Annotated in this window: 27 protein-coding genes and 1 pseudogene; 18 read left to right on the top strand and 10 right to left on the bottom strand. The window is 47.0% G+C overall.

Annotated features, from left to right (window positions below):
- Positions 1-52: 52 nt before the first annotated feature.
- Entirely contained in the window at positions 53-1639 is a 1587-nt protein-coding gene (gene nadB, locus CWM47_RS11280; protein ID WP_100988072.1) for an L-aspartate oxidase, read from the top strand.
- A gap of 137 nt (positions 1640-1776) precedes the next feature.
- Here the strand turns inward: nadB and CWM47_RS11275 are convergent, their stop codons facing one another.
- The 5 genes from CWM47_RS11275 to CWM47_RS11255 form a co-directional block, all read right to left on the bottom strand.
- Positions 1777-2460, bottom strand: a complete 684-nt coding sequence (locus tag CWM47_RS11275; RefSeq protein ID WP_100988071.1) for a LytR/AlgR family response regulator transcription factor — start codon at positions 2458-2460, stop codon at positions 1777-1779.
- Between the two features lie 9 nt (positions 2461-2469).
- Positions 2470-3300, bottom strand: a complete 831-nt coding sequence (locus CWM47_RS11270) for a CPBP family intramembrane glutamic endopeptidase (RefSeq protein WP_157815949.1) — start codon at positions 3298-3300, stop codon at positions 2470-2472.
- A 168-nt stretch (positions 3301-3468) separates the two neighbouring features.
- Positions 3469-4617, bottom strand: coding sequence for a sensor histidine kinase (locus tag CWM47_RS11265; RefSeq protein WP_100988069.1), 1149 nt, complete (start codon positions 4615-4617; stop codon positions 3469-3471).
- Between the two features lie 14 nt (positions 4618-4631).
- Positions 4632-5381, bottom strand: coding sequence for a CPBP family glutamic-type intramembrane protease (locus CWM47_RS11260; protein WP_100988068.1), 750 nt, complete (start codon positions 5379-5381; stop codon positions 4632-4634).
- Positions 5382-5425: 44 nt separating this feature from the next.
- Positions 5426-5734 (bottom strand): hypothetical protein, encoded by a 309-nt coding sequence (locus tag CWM47_RS11255; RefSeq protein WP_100988067.1) that lies wholly within the window; start codon positions 5732-5734, stop codon positions 5426-5428.
- Positions 5735-5926: 192 nt separating this feature from the next.
- Here CWM47_RS11255 and CWM47_RS11250 point away from each other — a divergent pair, with 192 nt between their 5' ends.
- The 14 genes and pseudogenes from CWM47_RS11250 to CWM47_RS11185 all read left to right on the top strand — a co-directional run bounded on the left by CWM47_RS11250 (position 5927) and on the right by CWM47_RS11185 (position 18163).
- Entirely contained in the window at positions 5927-7300 is a 1374-nt protein-coding gene (locus tag CWM47_RS11250; protein ID WP_100988066.1) for a glutamine synthetase family protein, read from the top strand.
- 112 nt (positions 7301-7412) lie between these two features.
- Positions 7413-8453 carry an aminoglycoside phosphotransferase/kinase family protein gene (locus CWM47_RS11245; protein WP_100988065.1) on the top strand — a complete coding sequence of 347 codons (1041 nt, stop codon included), beginning with the start codon at positions 7413-7415 and terminating at the stop codon, positions 8451-8453.
- Positions 8454-8476: 23 nt separating this feature from the next.
- Entirely contained in the window at positions 8477-9067 is a 591-nt protein-coding gene (locus tag CWM47_RS11240; RefSeq protein WP_100988064.1) for an RNA polymerase sigma factor, read from the top strand.
- 123 nt (positions 9068-9190) lie between these two features.
- Entirely contained in the window at positions 9191-9514 is a 324-nt protein-coding gene (locus CWM47_RS11235; RefSeq protein WP_100988063.1) for a hypothetical protein, read from the top strand.
- A complete protein-coding gene (locus CWM47_RS11230) occupies positions 9493-10008 on the top strand; it encodes a periplasmic heavy metal sensor (RefSeq protein WP_100988062.1) in 516 nt (171 codons plus the stop codon). Before CWM47_RS11235 ends, CWM47_RS11230 begins: the two co-directional genes overlap by 22 nt.
- Before the next feature lie 171 nt (positions 10009-10179).
- Positions 10180-10986, top strand: coding sequence for a YHYH protein (locus tag CWM47_RS11225; protein WP_100988061.1), 807 nt, complete (start codon positions 10180-10182; stop codon positions 10984-10986).
- Complete coding sequence (locus CWM47_RS11220; protein ID WP_100988060.1) at positions 10958-11560, top strand: toxin-antitoxin system YwqK family antitoxin; 603 nt, start codon at positions 10958-10960, stop codon at positions 11558-11560. The genes CWM47_RS11225 and CWM47_RS11220 overlap by 29 nt, the downstream gene beginning before the upstream one ends.
- Positions 11487-12211: pseudogene (locus CWM47_RS40205) on the top strand (SCO family protein). The gene CWM47_RS11220 and the pseudogene CWM47_RS40205 overlap by 74 nt, the downstream one beginning before the upstream one ends.
- A 117-nt stretch (positions 12212-12328) precedes the next feature.
- The gene (locus tag CWM47_RS11210; protein WP_100988059.1) at positions 12329-13177 is read left to right on the top strand and encodes a TIGR01459 family HAD-type hydrolase; all 849 of its coding nucleotides are present in this window, start codon (positions 12329-12331) and stop codon (positions 13175-13177) included.
- 156 nt (positions 13178-13333) lie between these two features.
- The gene (locus CWM47_RS11205; protein ID WP_012929621.1) at positions 13334-13573 is read left to right on the top strand and encodes an acyl carrier protein; all 240 of its coding nucleotides are present in this window, start codon (positions 13334-13336) and stop codon (positions 13571-13573) included.
- 147 nt (positions 13574-13720) lie between these two features.
- A complete protein-coding gene (fabF, locus tag CWM47_RS11200) occupies positions 13721-14971 on the top strand; it encodes a beta-ketoacyl-ACP synthase II (RefSeq protein ID WP_100988058.1) in 1251 nt (416 codons plus the stop codon).
- Positions 14972-14974: 3 nt separating this feature from the next.
- Positions 14975-15736 (top strand): ribonuclease III, encoded by a 762-nt coding sequence (gene rnc, locus CWM47_RS11195; protein ID WP_100988057.1) that lies wholly within the window; start codon positions 14975-14977, stop codon positions 15734-15736.
- A gap of 225 nt (positions 15737-15961) precedes the next feature.
- Positions 15962-16411, top strand: coding sequence for an Hsp20/alpha crystallin family protein (locus CWM47_RS11190; RefSeq protein WP_100988056.1), 450 nt, complete (start codon positions 15962-15964; stop codon positions 16409-16411).
- A 216-nt stretch (positions 16412-16627) separates the two neighbouring features.
- A complete protein-coding gene (locus CWM47_RS11185) occupies positions 16628-18163 on the top strand; it encodes a Do family serine endopeptidase (protein WP_100988055.1) in 1536 nt (511 codons plus the stop codon).
- 142 nt (positions 18164-18305) lie between these two features.
- Here the strand turns inward: CWM47_RS11185 and gmd are convergent, their stop codons facing one another.
- A complete protein-coding gene (gmd, locus tag CWM47_RS11180; RefSeq protein ID WP_100988054.1) occupies positions 18306-19418 on the bottom strand; it encodes a GDP-mannose 4,6-dehydratase in 1113 nt (370 codons plus the stop codon).
- A 91-nt stretch (positions 19419-19509) separates the two neighbouring features.
- The gene (locus tag CWM47_RS11175; protein ID WP_240625844.1) at positions 19510-20085 is read right to left on the bottom strand and encodes an SPOR domain-containing protein; all 576 of its coding nucleotides are present in this window, start codon (positions 20083-20085) and stop codon (positions 19510-19512) included.
- Positions 20086-20210: 125 nt separating this feature from the next.
- On the opposite strand from CWM47_RS11175, the gene murB reads away from it, so the two are divergent.
- The gene (gene murB / locus CWM47_RS11170; RefSeq protein WP_100988053.1) at positions 20211-21236 is read left to right on the top strand and encodes a UDP-N-acetylmuramate dehydrogenase; all 1026 of its coding nucleotides are present in this window, start codon (positions 20211-20213) and stop codon (positions 21234-21236) included.
- A gap of 116 nt (positions 21237-21352) precedes the next feature.
- Here the strand turns inward: murB and CWM47_RS11165 are convergent, their stop codons facing one another.
- Together CWM47_RS11165 and CWM47_RS11160 are read right to left on the bottom strand one after the other, a co-directional pair.
- Positions 21353-22267, bottom strand: coding sequence for an ROK family protein (locus tag CWM47_RS11165; protein ID WP_100988052.1), 915 nt, complete (start codon positions 22265-22267; stop codon positions 21353-21355).
- A gap of 144 nt (positions 22268-22411) precedes the next feature.
- Positions 22412-23086, bottom strand: coding sequence for an SDR family oxidoreductase (locus CWM47_RS11160; RefSeq protein WP_100988051.1), 675 nt, complete (start codon positions 23084-23086; stop codon positions 22412-22414).
- 184 nt (positions 23087-23270) lie between these two features.
- Between CWM47_RS11160 and CWM47_RS11155 the strand changes: the two genes are divergently transcribed.
- Together CWM47_RS11155 and CWM47_RS11150 are read left to right on the top strand one after the other, a co-directional pair.
- Positions 23271-24002, top strand: a complete 732-nt coding sequence (locus CWM47_RS11155) for an MlaE family ABC transporter permease (RefSeq protein ID WP_100988050.1) — start codon at positions 23271-23273, stop codon at positions 24000-24002.
- 85 nt (positions 24003-24087) lie between these two features.
- Positions 24088-24837 (top strand): ABC transporter ATP-binding protein, encoded by a 750-nt coding sequence (locus CWM47_RS11150; protein WP_100988049.1) that lies wholly within the window; start codon positions 24088-24090, stop codon positions 24835-24837.
- A 2-nt stretch (positions 24838-24839) separates the two neighbouring features.
- Here CWM47_RS11150 and CWM47_RS11145 read toward each other — a convergent pair whose 3' ends face one another.
- Complete coding sequence (locus CWM47_RS11145; RefSeq protein ID WP_100988048.1) at positions 24840-25370, bottom strand: hypothetical protein; 531 nt, start codon at positions 25368-25370, stop codon at positions 24840-24842.
- Positions 25371-25488 lie beyond the last annotated feature (118 nt).

Raw genomic sequence — 25488 nt, 5'->3', positions numbered from 1 at the left:
CCTTCTAGCGACAGGTTGTGCTATAGTACAGAGTCGTTCAATTGACATACCAATGCCCCATCAATTCGATTTCTTAGTTATTGGCTCCGGTATTGCGGGCCTGAGTTACGCCACAAAACTGGCCATGCACTTTGAAAAGTTGCAGCAATCGGTTCGTATTGGCGTCATTACGAAAGTGCAGGCCGACGAAACCAACACCAAATATGCACAGGGTGGCATAGCGGCTGTATGGTCAGAAGATGACTCGTTCGAGAAACACATTGAAGACACGATGGTGGCGGGCGATTTTCTAAGCGACCGCCATATTGTCGAAATCGTGGTGAATGAAGGGCCGGGCCGTATTCAGGAATTGATTAGCTACGGCACGCGCTTCGACAAAGAACATGGTGGTGATGAGTACGACCTCGCCAAAGAGGGGGGCCACTCCGACTTTCGGATTCTGCACTTTAAAGATATTACCGGGGCCGAAATTGAACGGGCTTTACTCGAAAAGGCTAACTCCCTGAAATCCATCGAGATTTTCACCCATTTCTACGCTGTTGAGTTGATCACCCGCCACCAACTCGGCGAAACGGTGCACCGCTACGATACGGATAATAAATGCTTTGGAGCCTATGTACTCGATACACAAACGGGCAAGGTCGAGCAATTTTTAGCCAAGACGACCTTGCTGGCAACGGGCGGGATTGGCAATATTTACCAAAATACCACTAACCCCAGCATTGCTACCGGCGACGGCATCGCGATGGCCTACCGTGCTAAAGGCATTGGTAAGGATATGGAGTTTATCCAGTTTCACCCCACGGCGTTATACGAACCGGGCAAGAAACCCAACTTTCTGATTTCGGAAGCCGTTCGGGGATTTGGAGGCATATTGCGCACCCGAAAAGGCGAAACGTTCATGGAAAACTATGACCCGCGCCTATCGCTGGCACCCCGCGATATTGTAGCCCGCGCCATCGACTCCGAAATGAAAAAGGCTGGTGATCCGCACGTGTATCTGGACGTGACTCACTGCGATTATGAGAAATTTATCGAGCATTTTCCGAACATAACCGCTTATTGCCTCGACCATTTGGGGTTGGATATACGGAAAGACTACATCCCTGTAGTGCCAGCCCAGCATTACCTCTGTGGGGGTATTCGGGTAAATGAATGGGGACAAACCAACATTCAGTTCCTATATGCCGTTGGCGAATGTTCCTGCACGGGCCTTCATGGAGCCAATCGACTGGCCTCAAACTCATTGCTCGAAGCCGTTGTGTTTGGTCATCGGGCTTATGAGAAAACCGTTGAGCTACTCGACCAGGCTGTTATGCCCGCAAACATCCCCGCCTGGAACGACGCCGGTACGACCCACCCTGAAGAACTGGTGTTAGTGACCGAGATGAAAAAAGAACTGGAGTCTATTATGTCGAACTATGTAGGCATTGTTCGTTCGAACCGACGGTTGAAACGGGCAATGGATCGACTCGAACTCATCTATTTAGAGCATGAAGAACTCTACCGCCAGTCGAAAGTATCCGCTCCCATCTGCGAACTCCGGAACATGATCGAAGTAGCCTATCTTGTTATCAAAATGGCGATGGCCCGACGCGAAAACAGCGGTCTTCATTTCAATCTGGATAATGTGAAGTAGATGTACCGAACCGCTTCCAGCCGTTCGGCAACCGATAGGTTGCAAAAAAAGGTTGATTAGCTCTCATCCTGGCTTATGAGACAAGGAGCCCTTTTTGCAACGTTCCGTTGCCGAACAGCCAGAGGCCGTTCGGTACATTACTTCACCCGTTCCAGCAAGTCATCGCGATAATTTCCGCCGAGCGGCACCTGTACTTTACCAATGGTAAGCTGGTGCCGCTCGATCTTTTCGATACGGTCGAGGGCAATGATATAGGATTTGTGTACCCGCATGAACTGATCTTTAGGCAGCATTTCTGTCGCTTCGCCAATGGTCATGCGCGTAAGTGTTTTCTTGCCCGTTTCCTGGAAGGTCAGGTAGTTTCCATCAGATTCCACGTATTGCAACTCGTCCAGATTGATCCGAACCCAGTCATATCCATCTTTCACAAACACATAGGGCGACTTTTTAGTATCGCCCGACAAGCGTTCGTAGGCTTTATTAGCGGCCTGCATGAAACGACCAAAGCCAATAGGTTTTAACAGATAATCCAGCGCACTTAGCTCGAAACCCTGCAACGCATAGTCTGGATAGGCCGTCGTAAATACAATCTGCGACTTATTCCCAACAACCTGCGCAAAGTCCAGACCGGTTAAGTCGGGCATATTGATATCCAGAAAAATCAAATCAACGGGTTCGGTTTTCAGGAATGTCAATGCCTCAAACGCATTGACAAAGGTGCGTTTGAGATCCAGAAAGGGCACTTTGCTGGCGTGGGATTTAATAATGTCGAGTGCAATCGGCTCGTCGTCGATGGCAATACAGCGGAGAGTAGGCGGCATGGGTTGCGGCTAATTAATCTGTGCAGTTGGCAAAATACGGTTCAAATACGAGTAACAGGCCACACAGATTAGCGCACACCCAACGAGTAAAGCCCCATATAGCAAATCGTTTCCTGCCCAGTCGCGGGTCTGATTATGGCTCATGTCCAGTTTATCATCCATGAGAAATGTGAGCGAACTCAGGCCATTGTTTACAAAGTGCAGGAACATGCAAAGTGTAAGAGAACGGGTGCGGTAATACAACCAACCCAGCGCGATACCGATAAAAGCTGCGTTTAGTGCCTGTGCCGGAATCAGGTGAATAGCCCCAAAAATCACCCCCGACCAGATAACAGCTTTGGCTGGACTGTAGTTTTTCAGGAATCCATCCAGAATAATGCCCCGAAAGAGAATTTCTTCCAGAATAGGGGCGGCAATGACTGCCGATAAAATGACATGCTTTGTAAACGTATTCTTTATGATTTCCTGTATCGCATCGGGCATGGGAATGGCACTTACAATTGGCTCGGCCAACATACCCATCGCAACGAGTCCGACAGCTGCCACCAGATAAGCAGCCACCGGAACCGATGCAAAGGACAAATTTCGGCTACCGCGCTTTCGGAATGCGTACCATATGGTGATTACTAAGCTAATGGTATAGGCCAGCGTTTGCCCAATCGTATCCAGAAAGGGCAAACCATAACTTTCTGCCACTGCTTTAAAGCCCACCATAGGCAAGGCAGCCGGTAGTTGAGATAGAAAGAAAACGCCCAATAGCGCCCAAATCTGGCTGAGTGTTGGATAGGCGTTGGTAAACTTATCAGGAACTACCTTAAAATCCTCAGATGGAGAAGACATATCAGATGTCATGCTTGAAACTATTTTTTTTGTGATTAATAAACCAAAACAAGGCTAATTGATGACGGCTCACAAAAAAGTGGGACAGCCGTCTGGTAGTTTGTGACGTATTGATGATACTTTGGAATATGAGTCATTTAACTACCTCCTAAAGAGGCTTTAAAACGCTCAAAGCTTAATAATCAAGTCTACTAAAAATGTGCTGTTAATTTCCTGAGAGGTTAATGTATGTCGGTCTGGATAGGCCAGAGTTAACCGCTGCCGAACGTTGGCCAGTCCCAAACCCGTTCCCTTTTCCAGGTCTGTTCGAGACAGAACACTGTTTCGGGTTGTTAGATGGAGTACACCCGCCTGCACGCTTAGGGAAACATGAACAAAGCAGGGATACTGCATACTGATGCCATATTTGAAGGCATTTTCGATAAGTGGATTTAGCAACAGAGGCACAATCTGCGCGGGCTTCTCGTCCCAGTCGATGTCAACATGAATGTCAATGTTATCCTGATTCGGCAGTCGGAGCCGTTGCAACTCAACAAAATCATCGATAAACCGAAGCTCCCGTTTAATATCGGTCGTTTGCAGCCGGGATTCCTCCATTACATAGCGCACAATACCCGATAGCTGTTGAATACTTTCGGCCGTTCGGGGACTATCTTCCAGAATAGCCGTACCGTAAATATTATTCAGAGAATTGAACAGGAAATGGGGGTTGACCTGGGCTTTAAGGGCATCGAGTTCGGCCTGAGTGCGCTGCTGAATGAGGGCAAGCTGTACCTTCCGGCTCTTACGAAAATCAATAATAAATCCATAAACAACCATGCATATCAGCAGCAGCGACGTTAATGATGAGGCAAACATTTCGTTATAAGCCTTGTCACTTTTCTTCTGTACCAGACTATATTTTTCAAATACGACCGTCAACCCATCACTGCTGAAATTCCACAATAGAAGCAGGCACACGATGTATAACACGGTATACGTCACCTTATTGTTTTTGAATACATGCCGATGAAATAGTGCATAATACCCATGTGCAAGCCCAAACAGTATACCCACTAGAAAAATCAGCGTAAACGTGGCACCAATAATGGTACTGGTGAGCGACATTGGTTTCTTACTGCCAGCATCTGCATAACCATCTCTTATGCCCTTTACAAAGTTTCCGAAATCTGTGAATAGGATCAGAATAGAAGTACAGGCGACAATAACGATCCATATTCCCCATGTTTCCCAGAACTGAATAAGTTGGGGAGAAATCGGTTGCTTCGTACCAGGAGTTATAGTTTGTTGCGGCACTTTTTCCAGGGTAGTTTCCATTAGCGTTTTCAAATTTACAGGATAAGTATGGCTTCCGGTGCCAACGCGGCCAGTAGCACCAGCATATGCACTGCCACCGCATACCAGAACCCGTACTTCATGCGGATATAGCCAAAATAAAACCCATTCAATAAGCTGGAAAGCAACAACACGGGTAGCAAAAGCACTTGTGCGTCTTTCAATGTACCTACGTCGTCAATGATTTTCATGAAGCTGTAGAGCAAGCCAATACCATAAAAGATCAAGCGAAAATTAGCTTGCCAAATGTGTTCGATACGGGCAAATACAGCCGGACGTTTTAAATAATGATTCAGCCCATAAACAATAGCCGACCACAGGAGTATCATCCACAACAGTGCAAATTCATTGGTTTCCTGTTTTATAAATTGATAATACTTGCCTGATAATATCCACAAAGCCAAAGCGAGAATAGTACGAAGCCGGTTTGGGGTAAGCCTGAGTATGGCCCGGAACACCGCTTCCTCAAGGGTAACAGCAATCAACACAGAAACCAGCAGGATACCCACAGACGAGCTATAACGCTCCAGAAGTGGTTTAAAGATGACTTGCCCCGTTATAAACTGCGCCAGGACAATGTTTCCGACGGTAATCAACAGTATGCCAAGAATCAATGGATAGCCTGCCAAAAAACGGCGGATCGTCAGCACCGACTTGTTGCCGGGCCGATCGGATAGCGGCTGGCTGTACTTCGGCTCACGAACGTAGCGTTGAAAGTCGATAAAAGTAGTTTGTAATGTGTTCATGATCTGACTTGGCGATTAAGTTTTCAGGAACGTCCGGGTAATGATTAGTACTGGTCGAGAGTATCCGATTTCATGACCGGCATCACCGTTTGCCGGGGCAATGGCGTGATCACATGAGGTTGTTGATAGGGCGTGTTTTCTTCTTTCTGGTCTACGGTTTCGAGGCCATACTGGTAAGGTGTTTCAGATTGTTGCGTTTTCTCTGGTAAGATGTGGACGGGTGAGAGGCTGTCGGACTGAACTGTTGATTGAATGGGAGTAGCCGAACGCACAGGCTCGATGGATTGGTTCGTGCAAGCCGTAAACGAAAAAGTAGCAAAAAGAAGGGCGAAAGCATTATTAGTCGTTTTCATACACCTGAGTTTGTTAAGGGTTGAGTTGCATTCGGCGACACCTGCGCCGTTTCGATGAATCAAAACAAGCACATAGCTTTCGCGCCTTGAAATCGGTGTGACGAACACCCGTAACTTTGGGAGGAAATGGGCTAAGTTTGGGACGATGTAATTATCTTTAGCCGCCCCCAGTCGTCAACCAACCAGAAATCCATGAACCAGCAAGATATTATTGACTTCATCAAACAAAGCGACAGCCCGAAAATCAAATATGCCTTTACGGACATTGACGGGGTGTTACGTGGCAAAATCATTCATCGGCAAAAGTTTCTGGATGGGCTGGCCGACGGCTTTGGGTTTTGTGATGTTGTCTGGGGATGGGATTCGGCGGATGCGCCCTACGATAACGGAAAAACAACGGGCTGGCATTCCGGCTACCCAGATGCCCCCGTCCGTCTGGATATCGAAACGTTCCGACAAATACCCTGGGAGGGCAATATTCCGTTTTTTCTGGCCGATTTCAGTCCTTCGCCAACCGGGCAACCAAGCACATATGCAACAGCGGCCTGCCCGCGTAGTTTACTGAAACGTATTGCCGCTCAATGTCAGGAAATGGGCTATCATGCTGAGTATGCGCAGGAGTTCGAATGGTTCAACTTTCGCGAAACGCCCCAAAGTTTGCAGGAAAAAAACTTTCAGCAACTGGAGCCATTAACGCCGGGTATGTTTGGCTACTCTATTTTGCGCCCATCGCTCGAAAGTGCCTTCTACCATGATCTGTTCGACTCACTGGCTCAATTTGACATACCGCTCGAAGGCTTACATACCGAAACCGGGCCGGGTGTTTATGAAGCCGCCATCATGCACGATGAGGTTATTAAGGCCGCCGACAAAGCTGCTTTGTTTAAAACGGCGGTCAAGGAAATTGCCTATCGCCATGGTGCAATAGCCACCTTTATGGCGAAGTGGGATGCCGACCTGCCGGGTTGCAGCGGCCATATTCATCAAAGCTTGTGGAACCTCGATAAGACAAATAATCTGTTTTACGACGCTGATCAACCCGATCGCATGAGCGAGTTAATGCGCCAGTTCATAGCCGGGCAACTATATTGTTTGCCGCACATTACGCCCATGTTTGCGCCAACTATCAACAGCTACAAACGACTGGTCGAAGGGGCCTGGGCACCCACCACGGTCACCTGGTCGATTGACAACCGCACTACAGCGCTTCGAATTCTCAACCACAAAGAAGCGTATACCCGCGTTGAACATCGGGTATCAGGTTCCGATACCAACCCGTATCTGGCCATCGCTGCGGCTCTGGCATCCGGTTTGTACGGCATTCGCCACAAACTACCCCTCGACATTCCCGCATCGGTTGGTAATGGGTATGACGATACGCGGAACGGCGTTCTGCCTAAAAATCTGGCCGAGGCCACCCAAGCAATGGCAAATTCGCCGGTAGCGGCTGAACTGTTTGGGGCAGCGTTTGTTGACCACTTTGCCCGCTCGCGCGACTGGGAATGGCGACAGTACATTCGCCAAGTAAGCGACTGGGAATTGAAACGATATTTTGAGATTATCTAGTGGAGTTTGTGTAATAAGTGATGTCAGTAAAAAGGTGCAGTAAGGTTTGGTAACTCTATACGCACCATACCTACTGCACATATTCACTCACTACACCTTTTTACAAAAAACGATGCGTCTTGTCGATTATTCATCCATTATAAAAAAGGCCTGGGCGGAGTTTGATGGCTCTATACAGATCGATACTATTGAAGATATCAGTGCCAAAGTTTCGACTAATCACGTCTTCAGAGTCACGTTTGAAGATGGCGAACGTATTATTGCCAAACTATCTTACTTCGGCACTTACGAGCAATTTCTGGAAGATCACCGAATCATTCACGCGCTGGCTAATAATTTACTTTACCCGTTTGAAAACGTGCTGGCTAAATCGCTGGTGCGTGACGGACAGGTATATACGTATCGACATAAAGATGGTTTCATTGATGCCTGGGTTGTTTTTTATAACCCCATCCGGATCCAGTTAAAGTTGCCGCGCCGGTTAGAGGATCACCACATCAGGCTGCTTGGCCGCGAAGTTGCCCGGTTTCATAAAGCCTCTTCGAGAGTGAGCCCGGTATTGCCCAAATCCAGCAAAACACTACGTTCAGATATTTGGGATTTACTCGATTTGCTGGAGACCGAGGTCGGGCAGTTCGAACACCGGATGCACGTAGACGAATTGAAACGGCAGTGTGAACTCTTTCTGGAAAACCGGCAAAAACTTGTCGCTAAGTCAGTTGAAACCATGCCCGTTTTTGTAGACTGGAACATTGGCAATTTTTCAGTTACCGACAATCTGGAACTGTATTCCCGTTGGGATTATGACTGGTTTAGGATCAGCTACCGGGTCATGGATTTTTACTTTTTCAGTCGGGTGGTTTCCAACGCGGGCGATCGCACAGTGTTTAGTTACGTGATTGGACCGTTAATGGAAGATCGGTTTTTATTGTTTTTAAAAGAATACCATCGAGTGTTTCCACTCACAGAAACCGAAATTCGTTTTCTACCAGAGGCTTATCGTTTTTTCATACTCAACTACGTCATAAAGTACGGTCGTTATTTTTTCCACCGTACCTACGCCATCAAACTCCAGCAGGAAGCCTATGACATTTACTTCCCGTCGATTGCGACCTTCGATGCAGACAAAATTCTGAAGGCGTTGGGTATTTAGCCGCTTCGGCAGTTCGAGTAAACGTGACCGACGCAAACGACCTGGTCGTATTGATTGAGGCTGTACGGCAAGGCAATGAATTGGCCTTTCGTCAAGTGTATGAGCAAACCAAAACCCGGGTTTTTAATCTGGCGCTCAGCTATGTCCATAATCGGGAAGATGCAGAGGAAATTACCCAGGATGTATATGTGGAGTTATTTCGTTCGGTGGGTGCTTTCAAAGGCGAAGCCAGCGGAACAACCTGGCTCTATCGGATTGCGGTAAATAAGTCACTGGACTTCCTTAAACACCAGAAACGCCAAAAACGGTTTGCTTTCCTGACGAGCTTATTCGATGCCCAAACGGGCGAGACACTTCACCACCCCACCGATTTTACACATCCCGGCATTACACTGGAAAACAAAGAACAAGCTGCCATGCTATTCAAGGCGATCGACAAACTTTCTGAAAAGCAAAAGACAGCCTACATCCTCACAAAAATTGAAGGATTAGACAATATTGAAACAGCCCAAATCATGACAGTAAGCGTTGGCGCGGTTGAATCGTTGTTGCAAAGGGCTATTGATAATCTTAGAAAACAATTGGCAGGGCTTTATAAAACATTAAGGAATTAATAGTTGTACCCACGGGCTTCAGCCCGTGTTTTCCTAACATAGGTACAAAATACGGGCTGAAGCCCGTGGGTACAATTAAGGATCAACCCGTAGGAATCGAAAACACTTGTCGTCTACCTAACTATGGACCCTCAACAAGAAAAATGGATCAAGGATGTACTGGCTAGTACACAGGGGATTCAACGGCCTGAACCAAGTTCATTTCTGTTCGCAAAAATCCGGGACCGACTGAATGTCCCGCAACGACCCGTTTATGTACCAGCCCGAACGGTGTGGCTTGCAGCGGCTTCTTTCGCCTTATTGGCCTTGTTAAACTGGCAGTTGACGACACAACGAGTTTCTGCGCCAACGAATCGGGAAGCTGAGTTAAATACAGTTGTAACAGAGATGCAACTCTACCCGGCAAGCAATCAACTGTATGATGTATGGAACGGACAAAACTACTAACCCTCGCGATTATAGGCTTACTTCTCCTTAACCTGTTGACTATTGGCTATTTAGTACTCAAGCCCGACCATCCAGACGGGCCGCCCGACGCCGAAGGTCCGGTAGCGGTCATTATCGAGCGACTTCATTTCGACACGGATCAACAGGTAGCCTATCAGACGTTAGTTCGTGAGCACCGGAGTCAGGTTCGTGCGTTGCGCGACCAATCGGCTCAGTTGTTTCGGGACTACTATGGTCTTCTTGAATCAGTCCAACCCGATTCACTAAAGGCAAGTGCCTTAAGTGAGCAGATTGCGATAAACCAACGTGAATTGGCTCAGCTCAATTTTACTCATTTCAGTCAAATCAAATCCATTTGCCGACCTAATCAATTAGCCAGTTTTAACCGTCTGGTCGGTGATTTATCCAGGTTATTCGGCCAGCAGCGTCCGCCCAGACCAACGGATGGTGGGTCATTAGGAGGTTCGTCCGAAAGTTTACTACTGCGACCGTAGGAATGGGTAAACCAATGGCGTCTAACTGTATTGAGTGACGAGATTGATTGTACAGCAAACAGCATCTTGCTGTTTGCGGCTATTTATAAAATCATTTCGCACAAACAGCAAGATGCTGTTTGGTACAACAAGTACTCACTCAGGCCTGTAACACGTCAACTAATGTAACTTATGAATACGCTCTCAGTCGCATTTAAACCAATTATATTGGTGCTCCTTTGCTCAATCGTAGCGTTTGTGGCTTGTCAGAAAAGCGACGATACTGTTTCACCAACCACCACGACAACGGGCACAAGCAGTTCAACGGCTACAGTTGTTGGCTCGGGTGTACCGGATGTTTACAAAAAAATCTACGGTGCCACCGAGATTTATGTAGAAGGCACCAACATTGTTATTAAAACCAAAGGGCGTCCAGATCACAAAAGCCCGTATTATAAAGGAACGGCCTGGGAAAGCACACTCTACGAAGCCTATAACGGCACCAACACTAAATTCAGCGTGAACCCAAACACCATTAGCGAAGTGAACATGACCTTCAAAATGCCACTTAACCCCGTCGTTGATGCGACTCATGCCGAAACACCACTGGGTGCTATTGGCGTTTCACTTAATGGGGTAGCCTTTTTCAACCAGTATGCAGCCCAGCGAGCCGTGTTAACCAACGAAATTAACGGGTTCGATCAATACGAGGGTCACCCTCAACAGCAAGGTCAATATCACTACCACGTTGAGCCAACCTACTTAACAAAACTTAAAGGGAAAGAGGCTTTGCTGGGTTTTCTGCTGGATGGGTTCCCGGTCTATGGCCCGCTGGAAAATGGTAAAACCATTACCAACACCGATCTGGATAAATACCATGGGCACACTGCACCAACGGCTGACTATCCAAATAGTATCTATCACTATCACATTACCGCCGAAGATCCTTACCTCAACGGCAGCGGATTTTATGGCAAATCAGGTACTGTCACGCAGTAGGCCAGGGCAGTTGGTGGCCCTGTTTTTAGGCCTCTATAGCTGTCAGCCAGCCAATCCGGCAACTAGTGTCATTCCCACCATTTATGTTTCCACAGAGCAATCCGGCTGGCAAAAACGGGAAGGACGCATGTGGCGAAACGATACGCTGTTTAGCGGCTGGCAATACCAGCTTAGCCCTGCCAGAGACACCCTGTTTGTAGGCGCTTTCAACCAAGGGCAGGCCGAGGGATTTCATCGGCAATGGCATGCCAACCGTCAGCTCAAAGAAATACGTCATTATCAGAAAGGCTGGCAAGAAGGGGAGCAACGGGGCTGGTTCGAATCCGGCAGGCAAGCTTTTTTTTATCAGTTTCGAAATGATCAATACGAAGGCATCCGTAAAGAATGGTATCGGAACGGGCAACCTGCTTTATATGGCCATTACCACAATGGTCAGGAAAGTGGGGCACAGCAGCAGTTGTTTGCGAATGGTGTCCTGAAAGTTAATTATGTAGCTCGAAATGGTCGGAACTATGGTTTTACAGGAGTCAAAAATTGTGTTAATGTCTGGGATTCAATTGCTATTTCGCATTAGTATAGTGCTGAGTTTACTGCCAAATTTACTCGCCTGCCAGTCAGCCAGTACGACCACTAGTGACCAGCTTACCGACGACGCAGTGCCTTACTACAACACCCCCGACTTCACCCCCATCTGGCTGACGGCCCCTGCTGACGTAGAGAAACAAATTACGCATCGAATTGCCGACTTTAGCTTTCGGGACCAAACCGATGCGGTCGTTACTGAGCAAACCGTTTCGAATAAAGTCTACGTCGCCAATTTTTTCTTTACGGCCTGCCCCAGCATTTGCCCAAGATGACGAATCTGCTCAAAGCTGTTCAGGATACATTCCGAAATGAGCCAAAGGTGCAATTGCTGTCATTCAGCGTAACGCCCTGGCTGGACTCGGTACCCCAACTCCGGCGCTACGCGAAAAGTAAGGGCATCAACTCAACAAAGTGGCATCTGCTCACAGGCAACCGAAGTCGTATTTATGATTTGGCCCGAAAGTCGTACTTCGCCGAAGAGGCTATTGGTTTTACCAAAGATTCGAGCGAATTTCTGCATACGGAGCACCTGATCCTGGTCGATCAAACGCGCCGGATTCGGGGAATATATAATGGTACATTACCACTGGACATCGACAAATTAATCGCCGATATTCAAACTCTACTGAAGGAAAAATGATTAAAAATTCGGCATAGATCGTATTTTTACCAATATCCTTCTGAATCCAAGGCGAAAAATCTCCCTTCCTGAACGAGAAGGCGGGTTTATTGCTACTCATTTTTTTCGTTTGCCTTCATGCAACTAACTGATTTCAAAACCGTAGCGGACAAGTATAAGGTAATTTTCTTCGATGCATTTGGCGTCCTGAAAAACTCAGAAGGTCTGTTGCCGGGAATTGAACACACATTCGATTGGCTGAAGGAAAACGATAAAACGTTTTATGTACTAACCAACGATGCATCGCGCAGTCCGCAGGAACTGGCCGAGTCCTATTACAAGCAAGGTCTTTACGCCATTCCACCCGAACGCATCATTTCTTCGGGTATGCTGGCCCGCGAATACCTGGACCTCAAGGTTCCCAGCGGTACGGTAGCGTATCTGGGCACCGAAAAATCGGCCCATTATCTCGAAACAACGGGCTTGAAAACATTGCCTATTAGCCAGGTTGATCTCAAAGACGTAGCTGATATAAACGCGCTGGTCTTACTGGATGATGAAGGCTTCGACTGGAATGCCGACCTGACCAAAACCGTCAACTTACTCCGAAAGCGCAACATTCCGGTTATTGTTGCCAATACAGACAACACCTACCCTGTTTCCAAAACCCGTATTGCCATTGCCATTGGAGCAGTTGCCAAAATGATTGAGTCTATAGTTGGTAAACAGTTTATCAAGTTTGGAAAGCCCGATGCGCAACTCTTCATGTTTGCCTACGAGCGGCTGGAAAATGCGGCTCATATTAGTAAGCGCGACATTCTGATGGTGGGCGATACGCTTCATACAGACATTCTGGGCGGCAATAAGTTTGGTCTGGATACCGCTCTCGTATTGACCGGAAATACACAACCACAGGATGCAGAGGTTCTGATTCGAAGCACAGGTATCATTCCTACCTATGTTTGTAAGTCAGTTGTAATTCGTTAACAGAGGCCTCAATTTAAGCCCAAAGAGCTAACAATCAGATTATTAACCCTCAAGTTGAGGTATTATAAAACGATTCCCGCATTAAAAAATTGTTTGATAATACAAAGGTAAATACGTTTCTTTGCGCAGTTTTTTAACTCAGAACAGAATACTGAAATGTCGGACATTGCACAGAAAGTAAAGAATATCATTGTTGAAAAATTAGGCGTTGAAGAATCAGAAGTGACGCCAGAGGCAAGCTTCACCAACGATTTGGGAGCCGATTCACTCGACACAGTTGAGCTGATCATGGAATTTGAAAAAGAATTCAATCTGCCTATCCCTGACGACGAGGCTGAAAAAATCTCTACTGTTGGCCTGGCCATCGAATATCTGGAGAAAAATATCGGCAAATAAGTCTCTACGAGATTTAGAAGACGTCATAACGCATTACTCGGTACCTATCCAGTTAAATTAATTGGAAGAGGTACTGAGCATTGAAGCCAACGCCAACAAATACGGTATCGGCGTTGATTTTATTTCCCCATTACGTAGTAAACCCGTATGACACTCAAGCGAGTAGTAGTGACCGGCCTCGGTGCGTTGACACCAATCGGCAATGATGTAGCCTCTTACTGGAACAGCTTAGCCGCCGGTGTAAGCGGGGCCGGTCCCATTACGAAGTTTGACGCCAGCAAATTTCGCACGCGGTTTGCCTGCGAATTGAAAGGCGTAGACGTTACCCAGTTTATCCCTCGTCAGGAAGCGCGCAAGATGGATGCGTTTACGCACTATGCGCTCATTGCTACCGAAGAAGCTGTTCGCGACTCAGGCTTGAACCTGGACACAATCGACAAAAATAAGGTTGGCGTCATTTGGGGTTCAGGTATTGGTGGTCTAAAATCATTTGAAGATGAAATGATTGGCTTCGCCAAAGGCGATGGTACGCCCCGTATCAATCCGTTCTTTATTGTTCGTATGATTGCCGACAGTGCATCGGGGCAGATTTCGATGCGCTACGGTTTTCGGGGAACAAACTATGTTACGGTTTCGGCCTGTGCATCAACCAACAACGCTATTATTGATGCGTTCAACTACATTCGGTTGGGCAGACTCAATATGTGTGTAGTAGGTGGTTCAGAAGCCGCTGTAACGCAGGCAGGCATTGGCGGTTTCAACGCCAATCGCGCTTTATCAGAGCGCAATGATTCGCCAGAAACAGCTTCCCGGCCTTACGATAAGGATCGGGATGGTTTTGTGCTGGGAGAAGGGGCCGGTTCCCTGATTCTGGAAGAGTACGAGCATGCTCAGGCACGCGGAGCCAAAATTTATGCCGAATTGATCGGGGGCGGAATGTCATCAGATGCCTATCACATTACGGCTCCTCACCCCGATGGGCTGGGTGCTTTTTTGGCTATGCAGGACGCTCTGAACGATGCAGGCATCGCTCCGGAGGAAATCGACTACATTAACACACACGGCACCTCAACGCCCATTGGCGACCCACAGGAGCTAAAGGCCATTAATCAGTTGTTCGGCGAGCATTCATTTAAGTTGAATATCAGCTCGACCAAATCAATGACGGGCCACTTGCTGGGTGCAGCGGGCGCTGTAGAAGCCATTGCGTGTATTAAAGCGATGGAACATCAACTTGTTCCCCCAACGATTAATCACTTCACCGACGATGACGAAATAGACTCCCGCTTTAACCTGACGTTCAACACGGCGCAGAAACGCTCGATAACAACCGTGATGAGTAATGCGTTTGGATTTGGTGGGCATAACGCCATCGTTATTTTCCGAAAACTTAGCTGAGTCGTGCAAATCGCTCTGCCGCGTAGTTTATTTAACCCTCTCGACTGGTTCCGGTCTGGCAACGCTGATCCACGTAAGAATCTGCGTCGCTCAATCGCCCATATTATTGGCGCACGCCCATCTAATCTGGGCTTGTATCAACTGGCCCTACGCCACACATCGGCCTCAAAAGCCACAGCTATCGAAGGGTTTCGGGAATCGAACGAACGGCTTGAGTATTTGGGCGACGCGGTGCTGGGTATGGTTATCGCCGAGTTTCTCTTCAAAAAATATCCTTACAAAGACGAAGGTTTTTTGACAGAAGTCCGCTCGCGCATTGTAAACCGCGAGACCCTGAATGGCATTGCCCGTAAAATTGGCCTCGATCAACTCATTGAATACGACGGAAGCCGGACGCGTAGTTTACCGGCCCGCACGTCTATGTACGGCGACGCCCTCGAAGCGCTGGTTGGCGCTGTGTATCTGGACAAGGGGTTCCGGTTCTCCCGTGGATTTATTCTAAAAGAATTATTGGCCCACTACGATATTGAGTCTGTTGTTCAAAACAACGGCAACTACAAGAGTCGCCTGATTGAATGGGCTCAGCGCGACGGTAAAGAGATTCGATTCGAGATTGTCTCGGAGAAAGGTAACAGTCATTTCCGGGAGTTTATTTCGCAGGTATTTATTAATGATGAGCCCTTTGCAACGGGCAGTGGCTACAGCAAGAAAAAAGCCGAACAGGCTGCCGCCGAAAAGGCATTTGAGACACTGGCTATAAAGTAGTCGTGTCATTTCCTCGTTTTCTTTCCTTCATAGACGATTCCTCTGCAAGCGTAGAATAGGTCATTTTAGCATCCTATACGTCATTTTGACAGATAAACGTGTCTTGCCCCTGGCTGTAGAATGACAAAATAACTGCATCTGACCTGACGCAAGAACTGGCATAAAGTTTGAAAAATAGTTATCAGAATTTGTTAACGTATTTTCAAACCTAAAACCACGATAGTCATGAATCCGTTAATGCGCACGAACAACCACTTGCCGTCGTTGATCGAGAACCTATTCGGTCGCGACATGAACGAGTTTTTCAACACCAACACCACCTCAGGCCTGACCAGCGTTCCAGCGGTCAATGTACTGGAACATCAGGATGGGTTTCGTATTGAGGTCGCGGCACCAGGCCTGAAGAAAGAAGATTTCAAACTCAACCTGAACCATAATAATCTTACAATCTCGGCCTATCAGGAAACGCAGAAAGATGAACCCGGACAAGGTAACGAGAAATATACCCGCCGGGAGTTCAGCTATTCCTCGTTTCAGCGGACGTTTACATTACCCACATCAATAAATGCCGACCGCATTCAGGCAACCTATGCTGATGGACTTCTGAAAATTGATGTACCAAAACGGGAAGAGGCTAAAGTGAAGCCTCCGCGCCAGATCGAAATAGGTGGCTGATTGAGTGTATAGATCGCAAACGAAAAAGCCCGATGAGTGATGAGTGTAGTTCTCACGGGCTTTTTATTACCTTCAAATCTCGTTAACAAACCCTTGTTAAATTTTGTTAAGGACGCACATAGATCGGATTTTTCGGAAGTTACTTTCCGTTATAGTATCAGACAGAAACCTCTGCCGCTAACACAAAAAGAAAGCAATTAGATTTTCCCATTAATTATGAAAAGCAACTGGAAATTATTGGCGTTAATGGCACTCCTGTCGAGTGTTGTAACGTTGGCTGCTTACAACCTGTTGGGCTTCAACAACCGGGATGTAATTTTTAACGAATCATCGCCAATACAGGCGATTACGGGACGGCTGGCATCAATGCCGGGCGGGCCTTCTGCCGTACCTGGCGACTTCTCTACTGCAGCAGAAGCTGTAACACCAATGGTCGTTCATATTCGCACGACAATGACCCGGACGGTGCGCCAACAACAGGTCCCTGATATTTTCCGGGAGTTTTTTGGCGACGAACTCGGCGGTCAGCGGCAACCTCGCCGTCAACAGGGTCAGGCATCAGGATCGGGTGTAATTATTAGCAAAGACGGCTATATCGTAACCAACAACCACGTTGTTCAGGATGCTGACGAAGTGGAAGTGATTATGACCGACAAACGGAGTTTCAAAGCTAAAGTAATTGGTACTGACCCTCTCACAGATCTAGCCGTTATCAAAGTAGATGCTAAAGACCTGCCAGCTATCACACTGGGCGATTCTGACGCATTGAAATTAGGTGAATGGGTGTTGGCTGTCGGTTATCCGCTTGATCTGGAATCGACGGTAACAGCCGGTATCGTAAGTGCGAAGAGCCGTAAAATCGGGATTCTGGAGCAGGATTATGCGCAACGTCAGCAAGGACGTACTGACAAACAGGCAACGGATATGCCCTTGGAAGCCTTTATTCAGACGGATGCCGCCATCAACCCAGGTAATTCGGGTGGAGCTTTGGTAAACCTTCGTGGCGAATTAGTCGGTATAAACTCGGCTATTGCCTCGGCCACGGGATATTATAGCGGCTACGGTTTCGCTGTACCTGTATCGCTGGTTAAAAAAGTATCGTCCGACCTGCTTAAGTATGGTAATGTACAACGCGGCTATATCGGTATTTTGCCTATCGAGTTGAACAGCACGATAGCAAAAGAGAAAGGATTGAAATTAGGTCGTGGTATTTATATTGATAGCGTTGTTGAAAAAGGTGCTGCCGAAGCCGCTGGCCTGAAAAAAGGCGACGTTATCGTTAAGATGGAAGGTCAGCCGTTGGATTCTGATGTTCAAATGCGTGAAATCATTGGTCGTCGTCGGCCAGGTGATATAGTGAATGTTACGATTAACCGCGACGGTAGCGAACGCGACGTTAAAGTTGAACTTCGCAATCGGAATGGTGGTCGGGATGTGATCAAAAAAACCGACGTTACAGCGGCCACTACATCGTTGAGCAATCTGGGCGCCAGCTTCGAGGATTTATCCGCACAGGAAGCCAAGCAACTAGGTGTAACGGGTGGTGTTCGGGTAAAGAAAATCATTGATGGCAAACTGGCAGAGACGGATGTTGAAGAAGGGTTTATCATCGTGAAAGCGAACGGCAAGAACGTTAAAACGACGAAAGATCTTCAAGCCATCATGGCGTCAGTAAAAGAAGGCGAAGGCCTGATGCTGATCGGGATGTACCCCAACAGTTCACGGATGTATTATTACGCTGTGCCCGTATAAGAGTTGATAAGTTAGTAAGTTAATTAGTGGCGTCGGGTTCTCAAACCCGACGCTTTTTTGTGTAGATAACAGACAAAAAAACGGTCGGGTTCTCAAACCCGACCGCACGTATAGATACTTATCGATTTGCTGACTATTTTTCTTACTCAAAGTAGTTCAGCACCTGGTGGCCGCTATTAGCCAGAAGCTGATCGCGACGGAACAGGTTGATATCAGAAGTCATCATGTCTTTTACAAGAGCAGGAAGGTCATACTTTGGCTTCCAGTTCAGTTTTGACATCGCTTTGGTTGGATCACCAAGCAACAGGTCTACTTCTGTTGGGCGGAAGTAGCGCGGATCAACCGCTACCACTGCTTTACCTACTTCAACCGCGAAGTCTGGATTTGTTGCACTTTTAACTGTCCCTACTTCATCAACACCTTCGCCGGTAAACTCCAGTTCAACACCAATTTCGGCAAATGACATCCGTACAAAATCACGAACAGTGGTTGTAACACCTGTAGCAATTACAAAATCTTCAGGCTTCTCCTGTTGCAGGATCAGGTACATTGCCTCAACATAGTCCTTGGCATGACCCCAGTCGCGCAGGGAATCCATATTACCCAGGTATACTTTATCCTGTAGTCCCAGACCAATACGTGATACAGCGCGTGTAATTTTGCGTGTCACAAAGGTTTCGCCACGCAATGGCGACTCGTGGTTGAACAGGATACCATTACAGGCAAACATGTTATAGGCCTCGCGGTAATTGACCGTAATCCAATAGCCATATAGTTTAGCTACGGCGTAGGGCGAGCGTGGATAGAATGGAGTCGTTTCTGATTGAGCATGCCCCTGAACACCACCATATAGCTCAGACGTTGAGGCCTGATAAATACGGGTTTTCTCGGTCAGGCCGAGTAGTCGAACCGCTTCCAGAATACGAAGCGTACCAATTCCATCTACTTGAGCAGTATACTCTGGCTCATCGAAACTGACCCGTACGTGCGACATAGCACCAAGATTGTAGATTTCGTCGGGCTGTACTTCCTGAATGATACGAATTATATTAGTAGAATCAGACAGATCACCGTAATGAAGTTTAAGGTGCACATTTTTTTCGTGCGGGTCTTCATACAGGTGGTCAATCCGTTGCGTATTAAAAAGCGAACTCCGACGCTTGATGCCATGCACTTCATATCCTTTTTCCAGCAACAGTTCAGTCAGGTAGGCACCATCTTGTCCGGTTATTCCGGTAACTAACGCTTTTTTCATAATATACACTTATAGTAAAATAACAAACCTAATATCTTTAGTAGCACTTAAAGGTAACATCGCAAAAATTATTGTGCGATACACAACTAATTTATTTTATTAACAGGCTCCTTCGAATGTCAACTTTATCGGCTTGCAACTGGGCTGACCCAATCAAACGTCGCACTGATGCATAGTATCGTTCGGCATCCATCCGACGCATAAAATCACCAATTTTCAGTTTGTAAGTTGGCAGGTTATAACTCAGATAAGGGCTCAACTCAGGAAAGTTCTGAGAAATTAACAACCTGATGTCATCAACTTCTTTGCGTACCGTACCCACATATACCTGAATACGAAAGCCGGGGGCATACCGTATAGAACGATTCTGCGTAGCAATGGTATCCAATACCATATCGAGCCGACGGTTTATGTGAAGCGCTTCTACAGGCATGCTGGGCTTGCGCGTATCAGTTCTTCGGGGAGTCGTTACGGGCATAGCGGGTGTTGTAACCGTTGCAGGAGCTGTAGGCGCAACCGCCGGGGCAGCATTGTAAACAGGCCGCGTTGATGATAAGTCTTCGTTATAACTATTGTAATCAACAGCCGACGTAGTCGTTCGACTACTGGCACAACCTGTCATAAGCATTAACCCCAATACAATAACTTCTCCCGATCGGAAACGCATAGCCATCCTTACATTTAAGGGCAAAAATAACCATTTGTCTTCGCATTAACTCAAACGAAGTATAATCCTTATAAACCCATCCCGGATTTTGGTTAATTTTGGGCACTTACTACGCATACCAGTACATGCTAAATATACAAAGCCACGTATCGCTCAAACCACATAATACGTTCGGAATTGACGCCAACGCTCGGTATTGGGTTGAGGTTGCGAATGAAGATGACCTTAAAACAGTACTTCAACTAACCGATTTCATCAACCAGCCCAAGCTTATACTCGGCGGAGGCAGCAATGTATTACTCTGCCATGATTTTGATGGCTTGGTTGTAAAAGTTGCTATCCAAGGGATAAACGTCTCTCGTGAAGACGACGACCATATTTACATAACGGCCGGGGCTGGCGTTAACTGGCATGAGTTAGTTCAGTTTTGCGTTCAACGTGGTTACGCTGGTATGGAAAACTTAGCGCTTATTCCAGGCACAGTGGGCGCAGCACCTATGCAAAACATTGGGGCTTACGGCGTTGAACTGGAGCAGGTCTTCGAATCACTTACCGCCGTTCATATACTGACAAGTGAAAGAAAGACCTTTACGCATGCCGAATGCGCATTCGGCTATCGGGAAAGTGTGTTTAAACGGGATTTAAAAGGGCAGTACATTATCACAAGTGTTACATTTCAGTTGAACAAGCGCCCAATCTTTCACACTCGTTACGGCGCCATTCAGGAAACGTTAACCGAGATGGGCGTGTCGGATGACAGATTGTCTATAAAGGCCATCAGCGAAGCCGTTATCCGCATTCGGCGAAGTAAACTTCCCGACCCATCGCAAATTGGTAATGCAGGAAGTTTCTTCAAAAATCCAGAAATTCCAAAAATTCAGTTCGATACCCTAAAAGACCAACATCCAGACTTACCCGGCTATCCAATGGGTGACGATGTGGTGAAAATTCCGGCGGGCTGGCTTATCGAGCAGGCGGGTTGGAAAGGCTACCGTTCCGGCGACGCGGGCGTGCACGCCAGACAAGCGTTGGTTTTAGTCAACTACGGCAATGCTACCGGCGACGAAATTCTGTTGCTTGCCAAAAAGGTGCAGGAATCTGTACATGATAAATTCGGCGTAACAATATCGCCAGAAGTAAATGTTATCTGAAGGAAAAAGGGAGTAAAGGGAATAGGGGGAAGAAAGGAACTAAAGGGAAAACTTCGCGCTGAGTAATTTCCTTTTAGTTTCTTTCTTCCCCCTATTCCCTTTACTCCCTTTTTCCTTTATTCGAAACAAAGCGAAGCGGCTCCAAGTAGTCCGGCATCGTTTCCGAGAGTGGCCCGCTTGATGCTCAATCCGTTTTTATAATAATCATTGAGCCAGTATTCGAGCGTTTTGTTAACCGCTGGCAGAATGTAATCGAAGGATGCAGACAACCCTCCACCAATTAGTACCTGTTTTATATCCAGTACTTTAATTAGTGAAGCCAGCCCTTCACCCAGCATTTCGCCTACTTCGGTCCAGATTTGAAGGGCTAATTCATCACCTTCGGCAGCAGCCGCTACCAGACCTGTTGTCGAAATGCTATCGTCATCGGCAAGGTGCGTTTCGCCTTTAAATTCCTTACGTCGTAAATTGGCTAAATCGAGCAATTCTTTCTTGCCGATGTTGCGTTCCAACACCCGGCCATTCCGGGATGGAATATGACCGGGCTCCATGGCGTTGCCATCTCCGCCCGTAAAAATTTTCTTGTTAATGATAGCCGCTCCACCAACACCCGTTCCAAGCGTGATGAAAATATAGTTTTCAGTAATTTTTTCTTCAGCGAAATAATATTCACCCAAAGCTGCTGCGTTTGCGTCATTGGCCAGAAAAAACTGGATACCCACAAAGCGTTTGCTCAACAAATCCACCATTGGAACATCGTTGATTTCGGGAATAGCCGTGATTTCGAGCGGAACAGTACGCTCCCGATTAAGCATGCCCGGCAAACCGATACCCACTTTCTTTACATCTTTATTCGACAGTAGCTGCAACGCAACTGCGTCGCCAAAACGCTCAACAAAGTGTCCCGATTCCCGCCAACTGATGGTGTCGTGGCTATAGAAATTAGAGATTTTACCGGTATTGGCATCAACAATACCCATTTTGACGTTCGTGCCGCCGACGTCAATACCCAAATACTCAACGGAAGCCATTCGTAATAATAGTCAGTTAGTTGTGAACAGTTAGCAGGTCAGGAATAGATAAATCGGACGCAAGATACAAAAAGTCAGTAGTCGTTAGGCATTTGTTACCAACAGGCCATTTGGTTTACCGACAAAATCGGGCCTCTATTGGTTCTAAATATCCCCCAATTGCGGCCGGATAAGTATTTCTTCCAGCACTGCACTTTTCGATAATGAATAAGCTGCCCAGGCACTGTTGGCCACATCGTCGGGCTTTAAAAAGCGTTCTTCGGGCAAACCCGAACCCGCCCAGCTATCCGTAAGGGTGGCCCCAGGCAATATAGCCGTCACTTTTACATCATGCGGCTTTAATTCTTCACGCAGAACGCGACTCATACCGAGTAGCGCAAATTTGGAGATGCAATACGAGCCCCCATTGGTATAGGCCGTTATACTGGCCGTAGAACACATCATAAAGATATGCCCCTTCCGACGGGTAATCATATCGCCTACCAGCCCACGGGTGAGGTGGTAAGCACTGGCTACGTTCGTGTTCATAAGTTGTTCAAACGTACCTTCGGCTTCGTTGTGAATCTGGCCCGGATGAAATATGCCGGTATTGTTGACCAGCACATCGACAGGCCGATTCAGCGACTGAATGTAGTCAAGCAGGGTATTGACACCGGCGCGGGTGGAAAGGTCGGCGGCAATGGGCAACAATCCCGGCTCATGGATACCGTCAACAGAACGGGCGCAAACAACTGCATCGAATCCTTCGGCCACAAATCGGTTGGCAATAGCTCGGCCAATTCCTTTAGAACCACCAGTTACAACAATCAATGAATTCATAGACTAAATCGAATCTGTGTTAGCCTCTAAAAGCCACCCCATCTTCATTTTAAAAACCAGTTAAGAACAGGATAAGTTATGCCGCAAGTTACGTTAGAAACCATTCTATCTTTATGGCGGTTCTCCCGAATGGATACTAACAGGATCTCTACTTATTGATCCAAATGTTTTTCTACACGCTTTTATGTCACGAATAGGCAGTTACTTTATTTTTTTAGGCACCCTCTTCCGCAATCGGGAAAAACTCAGCGTTTATATGGGCCTCATTCTGAATGAATGTACGTCAATTGGCGTCGGGTCTATTTTTATCGTTGCTCTGGTCAATATATTTATCGGTGCCGTTACCTGTGTCCAGACGGCTTATAACCTGACAAACCCCTTTGTACCAAAATATATAATTGCCCTCATCGTGCGCGACAGTTCTATTCTGGAATTGGCCCCAACGCTGTCGTGTATTGTACTGGCGGGTAAAGTTGGGTCAAACATTGCCAGTGAGCTAGGTACTATGCGTATTACCGAGCAGGTCGATGCGCTGGAAGTGATGGGCATTAACTCAAGTTCTTATCTTATTCTGCCCAAAGTAATAGCCTCGGTCCTGATGTTTCCGCTTCTGGTCATCATGGCCGCCTTTCTGGCTATTCTGGGCGGTTATATCGCCGGAACGCTGGCGGGGGTAATTTCATCGGAAGACTATATTTCTGGTCTACGCTTCGACTACAAACCGTTTGGCATTGCGTTCGCCCTCATTAAGACAACCGTATTTGCCTTTCTCATTTCGACCATTTCGGCCTATCAGGGCTATAACGTGAGCGGTGGAGCCCTTGAAGTAGGAGCAGCGTCAACCTCCGCCGTTACAAACAGTTGCATCGCCATCGTAGCCGCCGACTTCGTTCTGACGCAGTTATTACTCACGTAAATAAAGGTGGAAGAGCGAAAGAGTGAATGAGCGAACGTTAATTCGCCTACCACTCTTTCGCTCTTTCGCTCTTTCGCTCTTTATTATGATAGACATTAAAAACATAACGAAATCATTCAACGGCCGACAAGTACTGGCGGGTATCGACGGTAGCTTCAAACCGGGAGATACGAGCCTGATTATTGGTGGTAGCGGCACCGGTAAAAGTGTATTACTGAAATGCATGATTGGCTTGATCACCCCCGATTCAGGGGAGGTGACGTACGATGGCCGTAACTTCCTGACCAGTAATCTGAACGAACAAAAAGCGATTCGACGCGAGATGGGGGTCCTTTTCCAGGGATCGGCCTTATTCGACTCGAAGACTGTACTGGAAAATGTTCGCTTTCCGCTCGATATGCTCACCGAACAATCGGAAAGCGAAAAAGTGGACCGGGCGCAGGAATGCCTTCGTCGTGTCGGGCTGGAAAATGCAGGCGACCGGATGCCGTCGGAAATTAGTGGGGGAATGAAAAAACGAGTTGGTATTGCCCGTGCCATTGTGTTGAACCCGAAGTATTTGTTCTGCGATGAGCCAAACTCTGGCCTTGACCCCTTAACGTCGATCAAGATCGATCAGCTCATTTCAGAAATTACCGATGAGTTTCAGATCACGACTGTGGTGATTACGCACGACATGAACTCGATGATGGAGATTGGCGAGAAAATTATGTTCCTCTACGAAGGCAATAAACTCTGGGAGGGCAATAGCGACACGCTCACAGAATCGCATGTAAAAGAACTAAACGAGTTTATTAACGCGAATAAGCTGATTCGTGAAATGTCGAAGGGGTAAGCTTAAAGCCGTATCATAATATTCTCGCTTTGTTGAACGGGTGTATCTGCCTGGTTTTTCAGAAACTCTTCACGCTGTTTCAGTTCCGCTTTCAACTGGGTGATACTGGTGGTTAAGCGTTGCCACTCGGCATCCTGTGTAAAATCATAGACCTTTTTCTTCGTAATCTGAACGCTGGCACTGGCATAATGAATGGTATTTTTACGTACCACAGCCTGTTCATCAACATAATTCTCGTCGCTGTCTAATGGGGTTAGGGTAGACAGATTGGCTTGTGGAGAGCCGATTTCTCCAGCCTGAACCGGATTTTGATCGTCTTCACGCATCACCTGAGCCTGCAAAGTCGAAATTGCTTTGAGTTTGTTGATAATAGTTTTTATGTACAACTCATACCGCTTCATCTCGACGTAGGTCTTGAGTAAGTCGTAGGTGCCACTCTCGATTATCTGGTGCGCGTGATCATTGGCTAATTTGACAATTTCTGTCTTCGAGATGTTTCGGTCAAGGGTGCCGATTGGTTTGATTAAGCCCATAAAACGTTGCTGGTTTGCAGATAGGTCAGAACGAAACTGATTTGATTAGTAAATAGGACTACTACCCAACGTCACAATCGTTCGTCTTTGTAAAGATACTACTTTCGAAAATGGTTTG

Source organism: Spirosoma pollinicola, assembly GCF_002831565.1.
GTDB classification, from domain to species: Bacteria; Bacteroidota; Bacteroidia; order Cytophagales; family Spirosomataceae; genus Spirosoma; species Spirosoma pollinicola.
This window is presented reverse-complemented; position numbering and strand designations above follow the sequence as displayed.

Excerpts from the sequence above, each read along its gene's own strand:
- nadB (WP_100988072.1), top strand. The coding sequence starts at position 53 with ATGCCCCATCAATTCGATTTCTTAGTTATTGGCTCCGGTATTGCGGGC.
- CWM47_RS11275 (WP_100988071.1), bottom strand. The coding sequence starts at position 2,460 with ATGCCGCCTACTCTCCGCTGTATTGCCATCGACGACGAGCCGATTGCA.
- CWM47_RS11270 (WP_157815949.1), bottom strand. The coding sequence starts at position 3,300 with ATGTCTTCTCCATCTGAGGATTTTAAGGTAGTTCCTGATAAGTTTACC.
- CWM47_RS11265 (WP_100988069.1), bottom strand. The coding sequence starts at position 4,617 with ATGGAAACTACCCTGGAAAAAGTGCCGCAACAAACTATAACTCCTGGT.
- CWM47_RS11260 (WP_100988068.1), bottom strand. The coding sequence starts at position 5,381 with ATGAACACATTACAAACTACTTTTATCGACTTTCAACGCTACGTTCGT.
- CWM47_RS11255 (WP_100988067.1), bottom strand. The coding sequence starts at position 5,734 with ATGAAAACGACTAATAATGCTTTCGCCCTTCTTTTTGCTACTTTTTCG.
- CWM47_RS11250 (WP_100988066.1), top strand. The coding sequence starts at position 5,927 with ATGAACCAGCAAGATATTATTGACTTCATCAAACAAAGCGACAGCCCG.
- CWM47_RS11245 (WP_100988065.1), top strand. The coding sequence starts at position 7,413 with ATGCGTCTTGTCGATTATTCATCCATTATAAAAAAGGCCTGGGCGGAG.
- CWM47_RS11235 (WP_100988063.1), top strand. The coding sequence starts at position 9,191 with ATGGACCCTCAACAAGAAAAATGGATCAAGGATGTACTGGCTAGTACA.
- CWM47_RS11230 (WP_100988062.1), top strand. The coding sequence starts at position 9,493 with ATGGAACGGACAAAACTACTAACCCTCGCGATTATAGGCTTACTTCTC.
- CWM47_RS11225 (WP_100988061.1), top strand. The coding sequence starts at position 10,180 with ATGAATACGCTCTCAGTCGCATTTAAACCAATTATATTGGTGCTCCTT.
- CWM47_RS11220 (WP_100988060.1), top strand. The coding sequence starts at position 10,958 with ATGGCAAATCAGGTACTGTCACGCAGTAGGCCAGGGCAGTTGGTGGCC.
- CWM47_RS11210 (WP_100988059.1), top strand. The coding sequence starts at position 12,329 with ATGCAACTAACTGATTTCAAAACCGTAGCGGACAAGTATAAGGTAATT.
- CWM47_RS11205 (WP_012929621.1), top strand. The coding sequence starts at position 13,334 with ATGTCGGACATTGCACAGAAAGTAAAGAATATCATTGTTGAAAAATTA.
- fabF (WP_100988058.1), top strand. The coding sequence starts at position 13,721 with ATGACACTCAAGCGAGTAGTAGTGACCGGCCTCGGTGCGTTGACACCA.
- CWM47_RS11190 (WP_100988056.1), top strand. The coding sequence starts at position 15,962 with ATGAATCCGTTAATGCGCACGAACAACCACTTGCCGTCGTTGATCGAG.
- CWM47_RS11185 (WP_100988055.1), top strand. The coding sequence starts at position 16,628 with ATGAAAAGCAACTGGAAATTATTGGCGTTAATGGCACTCCTGTCGAGT.
- gmd (WP_100988054.1), bottom strand. The coding sequence starts at position 19,418 with ATGAAAAAAGCGTTAGTTACCGGAATAACCGGACAAGATGGTGCCTAC.
- CWM47_RS11175 (WP_240625844.1), bottom strand. The coding sequence starts at position 20,085 with ATGCGTTTCCGATCGGGAGAAGTTATTGTATTGGGGTTAATGCTTATG.
- murB (WP_100988053.1), top strand. The coding sequence starts at position 20,211 with ATGCTAAATATACAAAGCCACGTATCGCTCAAACCACATAATACGTTC.
- CWM47_RS11165 (WP_100988052.1), bottom strand. The coding sequence starts at position 22,267 with ATGGCTTCCGTTGAGTATTTGGGTATTGACGTCGGCGGCACGAACGTC.
- CWM47_RS11160 (WP_100988051.1), bottom strand. The coding sequence starts at position 23,086 with ATGAATTCATTGATTGTTGTAACTGGTGGTTCTAAAGGAATTGGCCGA.
- CWM47_RS11155 (WP_100988050.1), top strand. The coding sequence starts at position 23,271 with ATGTCACGAATAGGCAGTTACTTTATTTTTTTAGGCACCCTCTTCCGC.
- CWM47_RS11150 (WP_100988049.1), top strand. The coding sequence starts at position 24,088 with ATGATAGACATTAAAAACATAACGAAATCATTCAACGGCCGACAAGTA.
- CWM47_RS11145 (WP_100988048.1), bottom strand. The coding sequence starts at position 25,370 with ATGGGCTTAATCAAACCAATCGGCACCCTTGACCGAAACATCTCGAAG.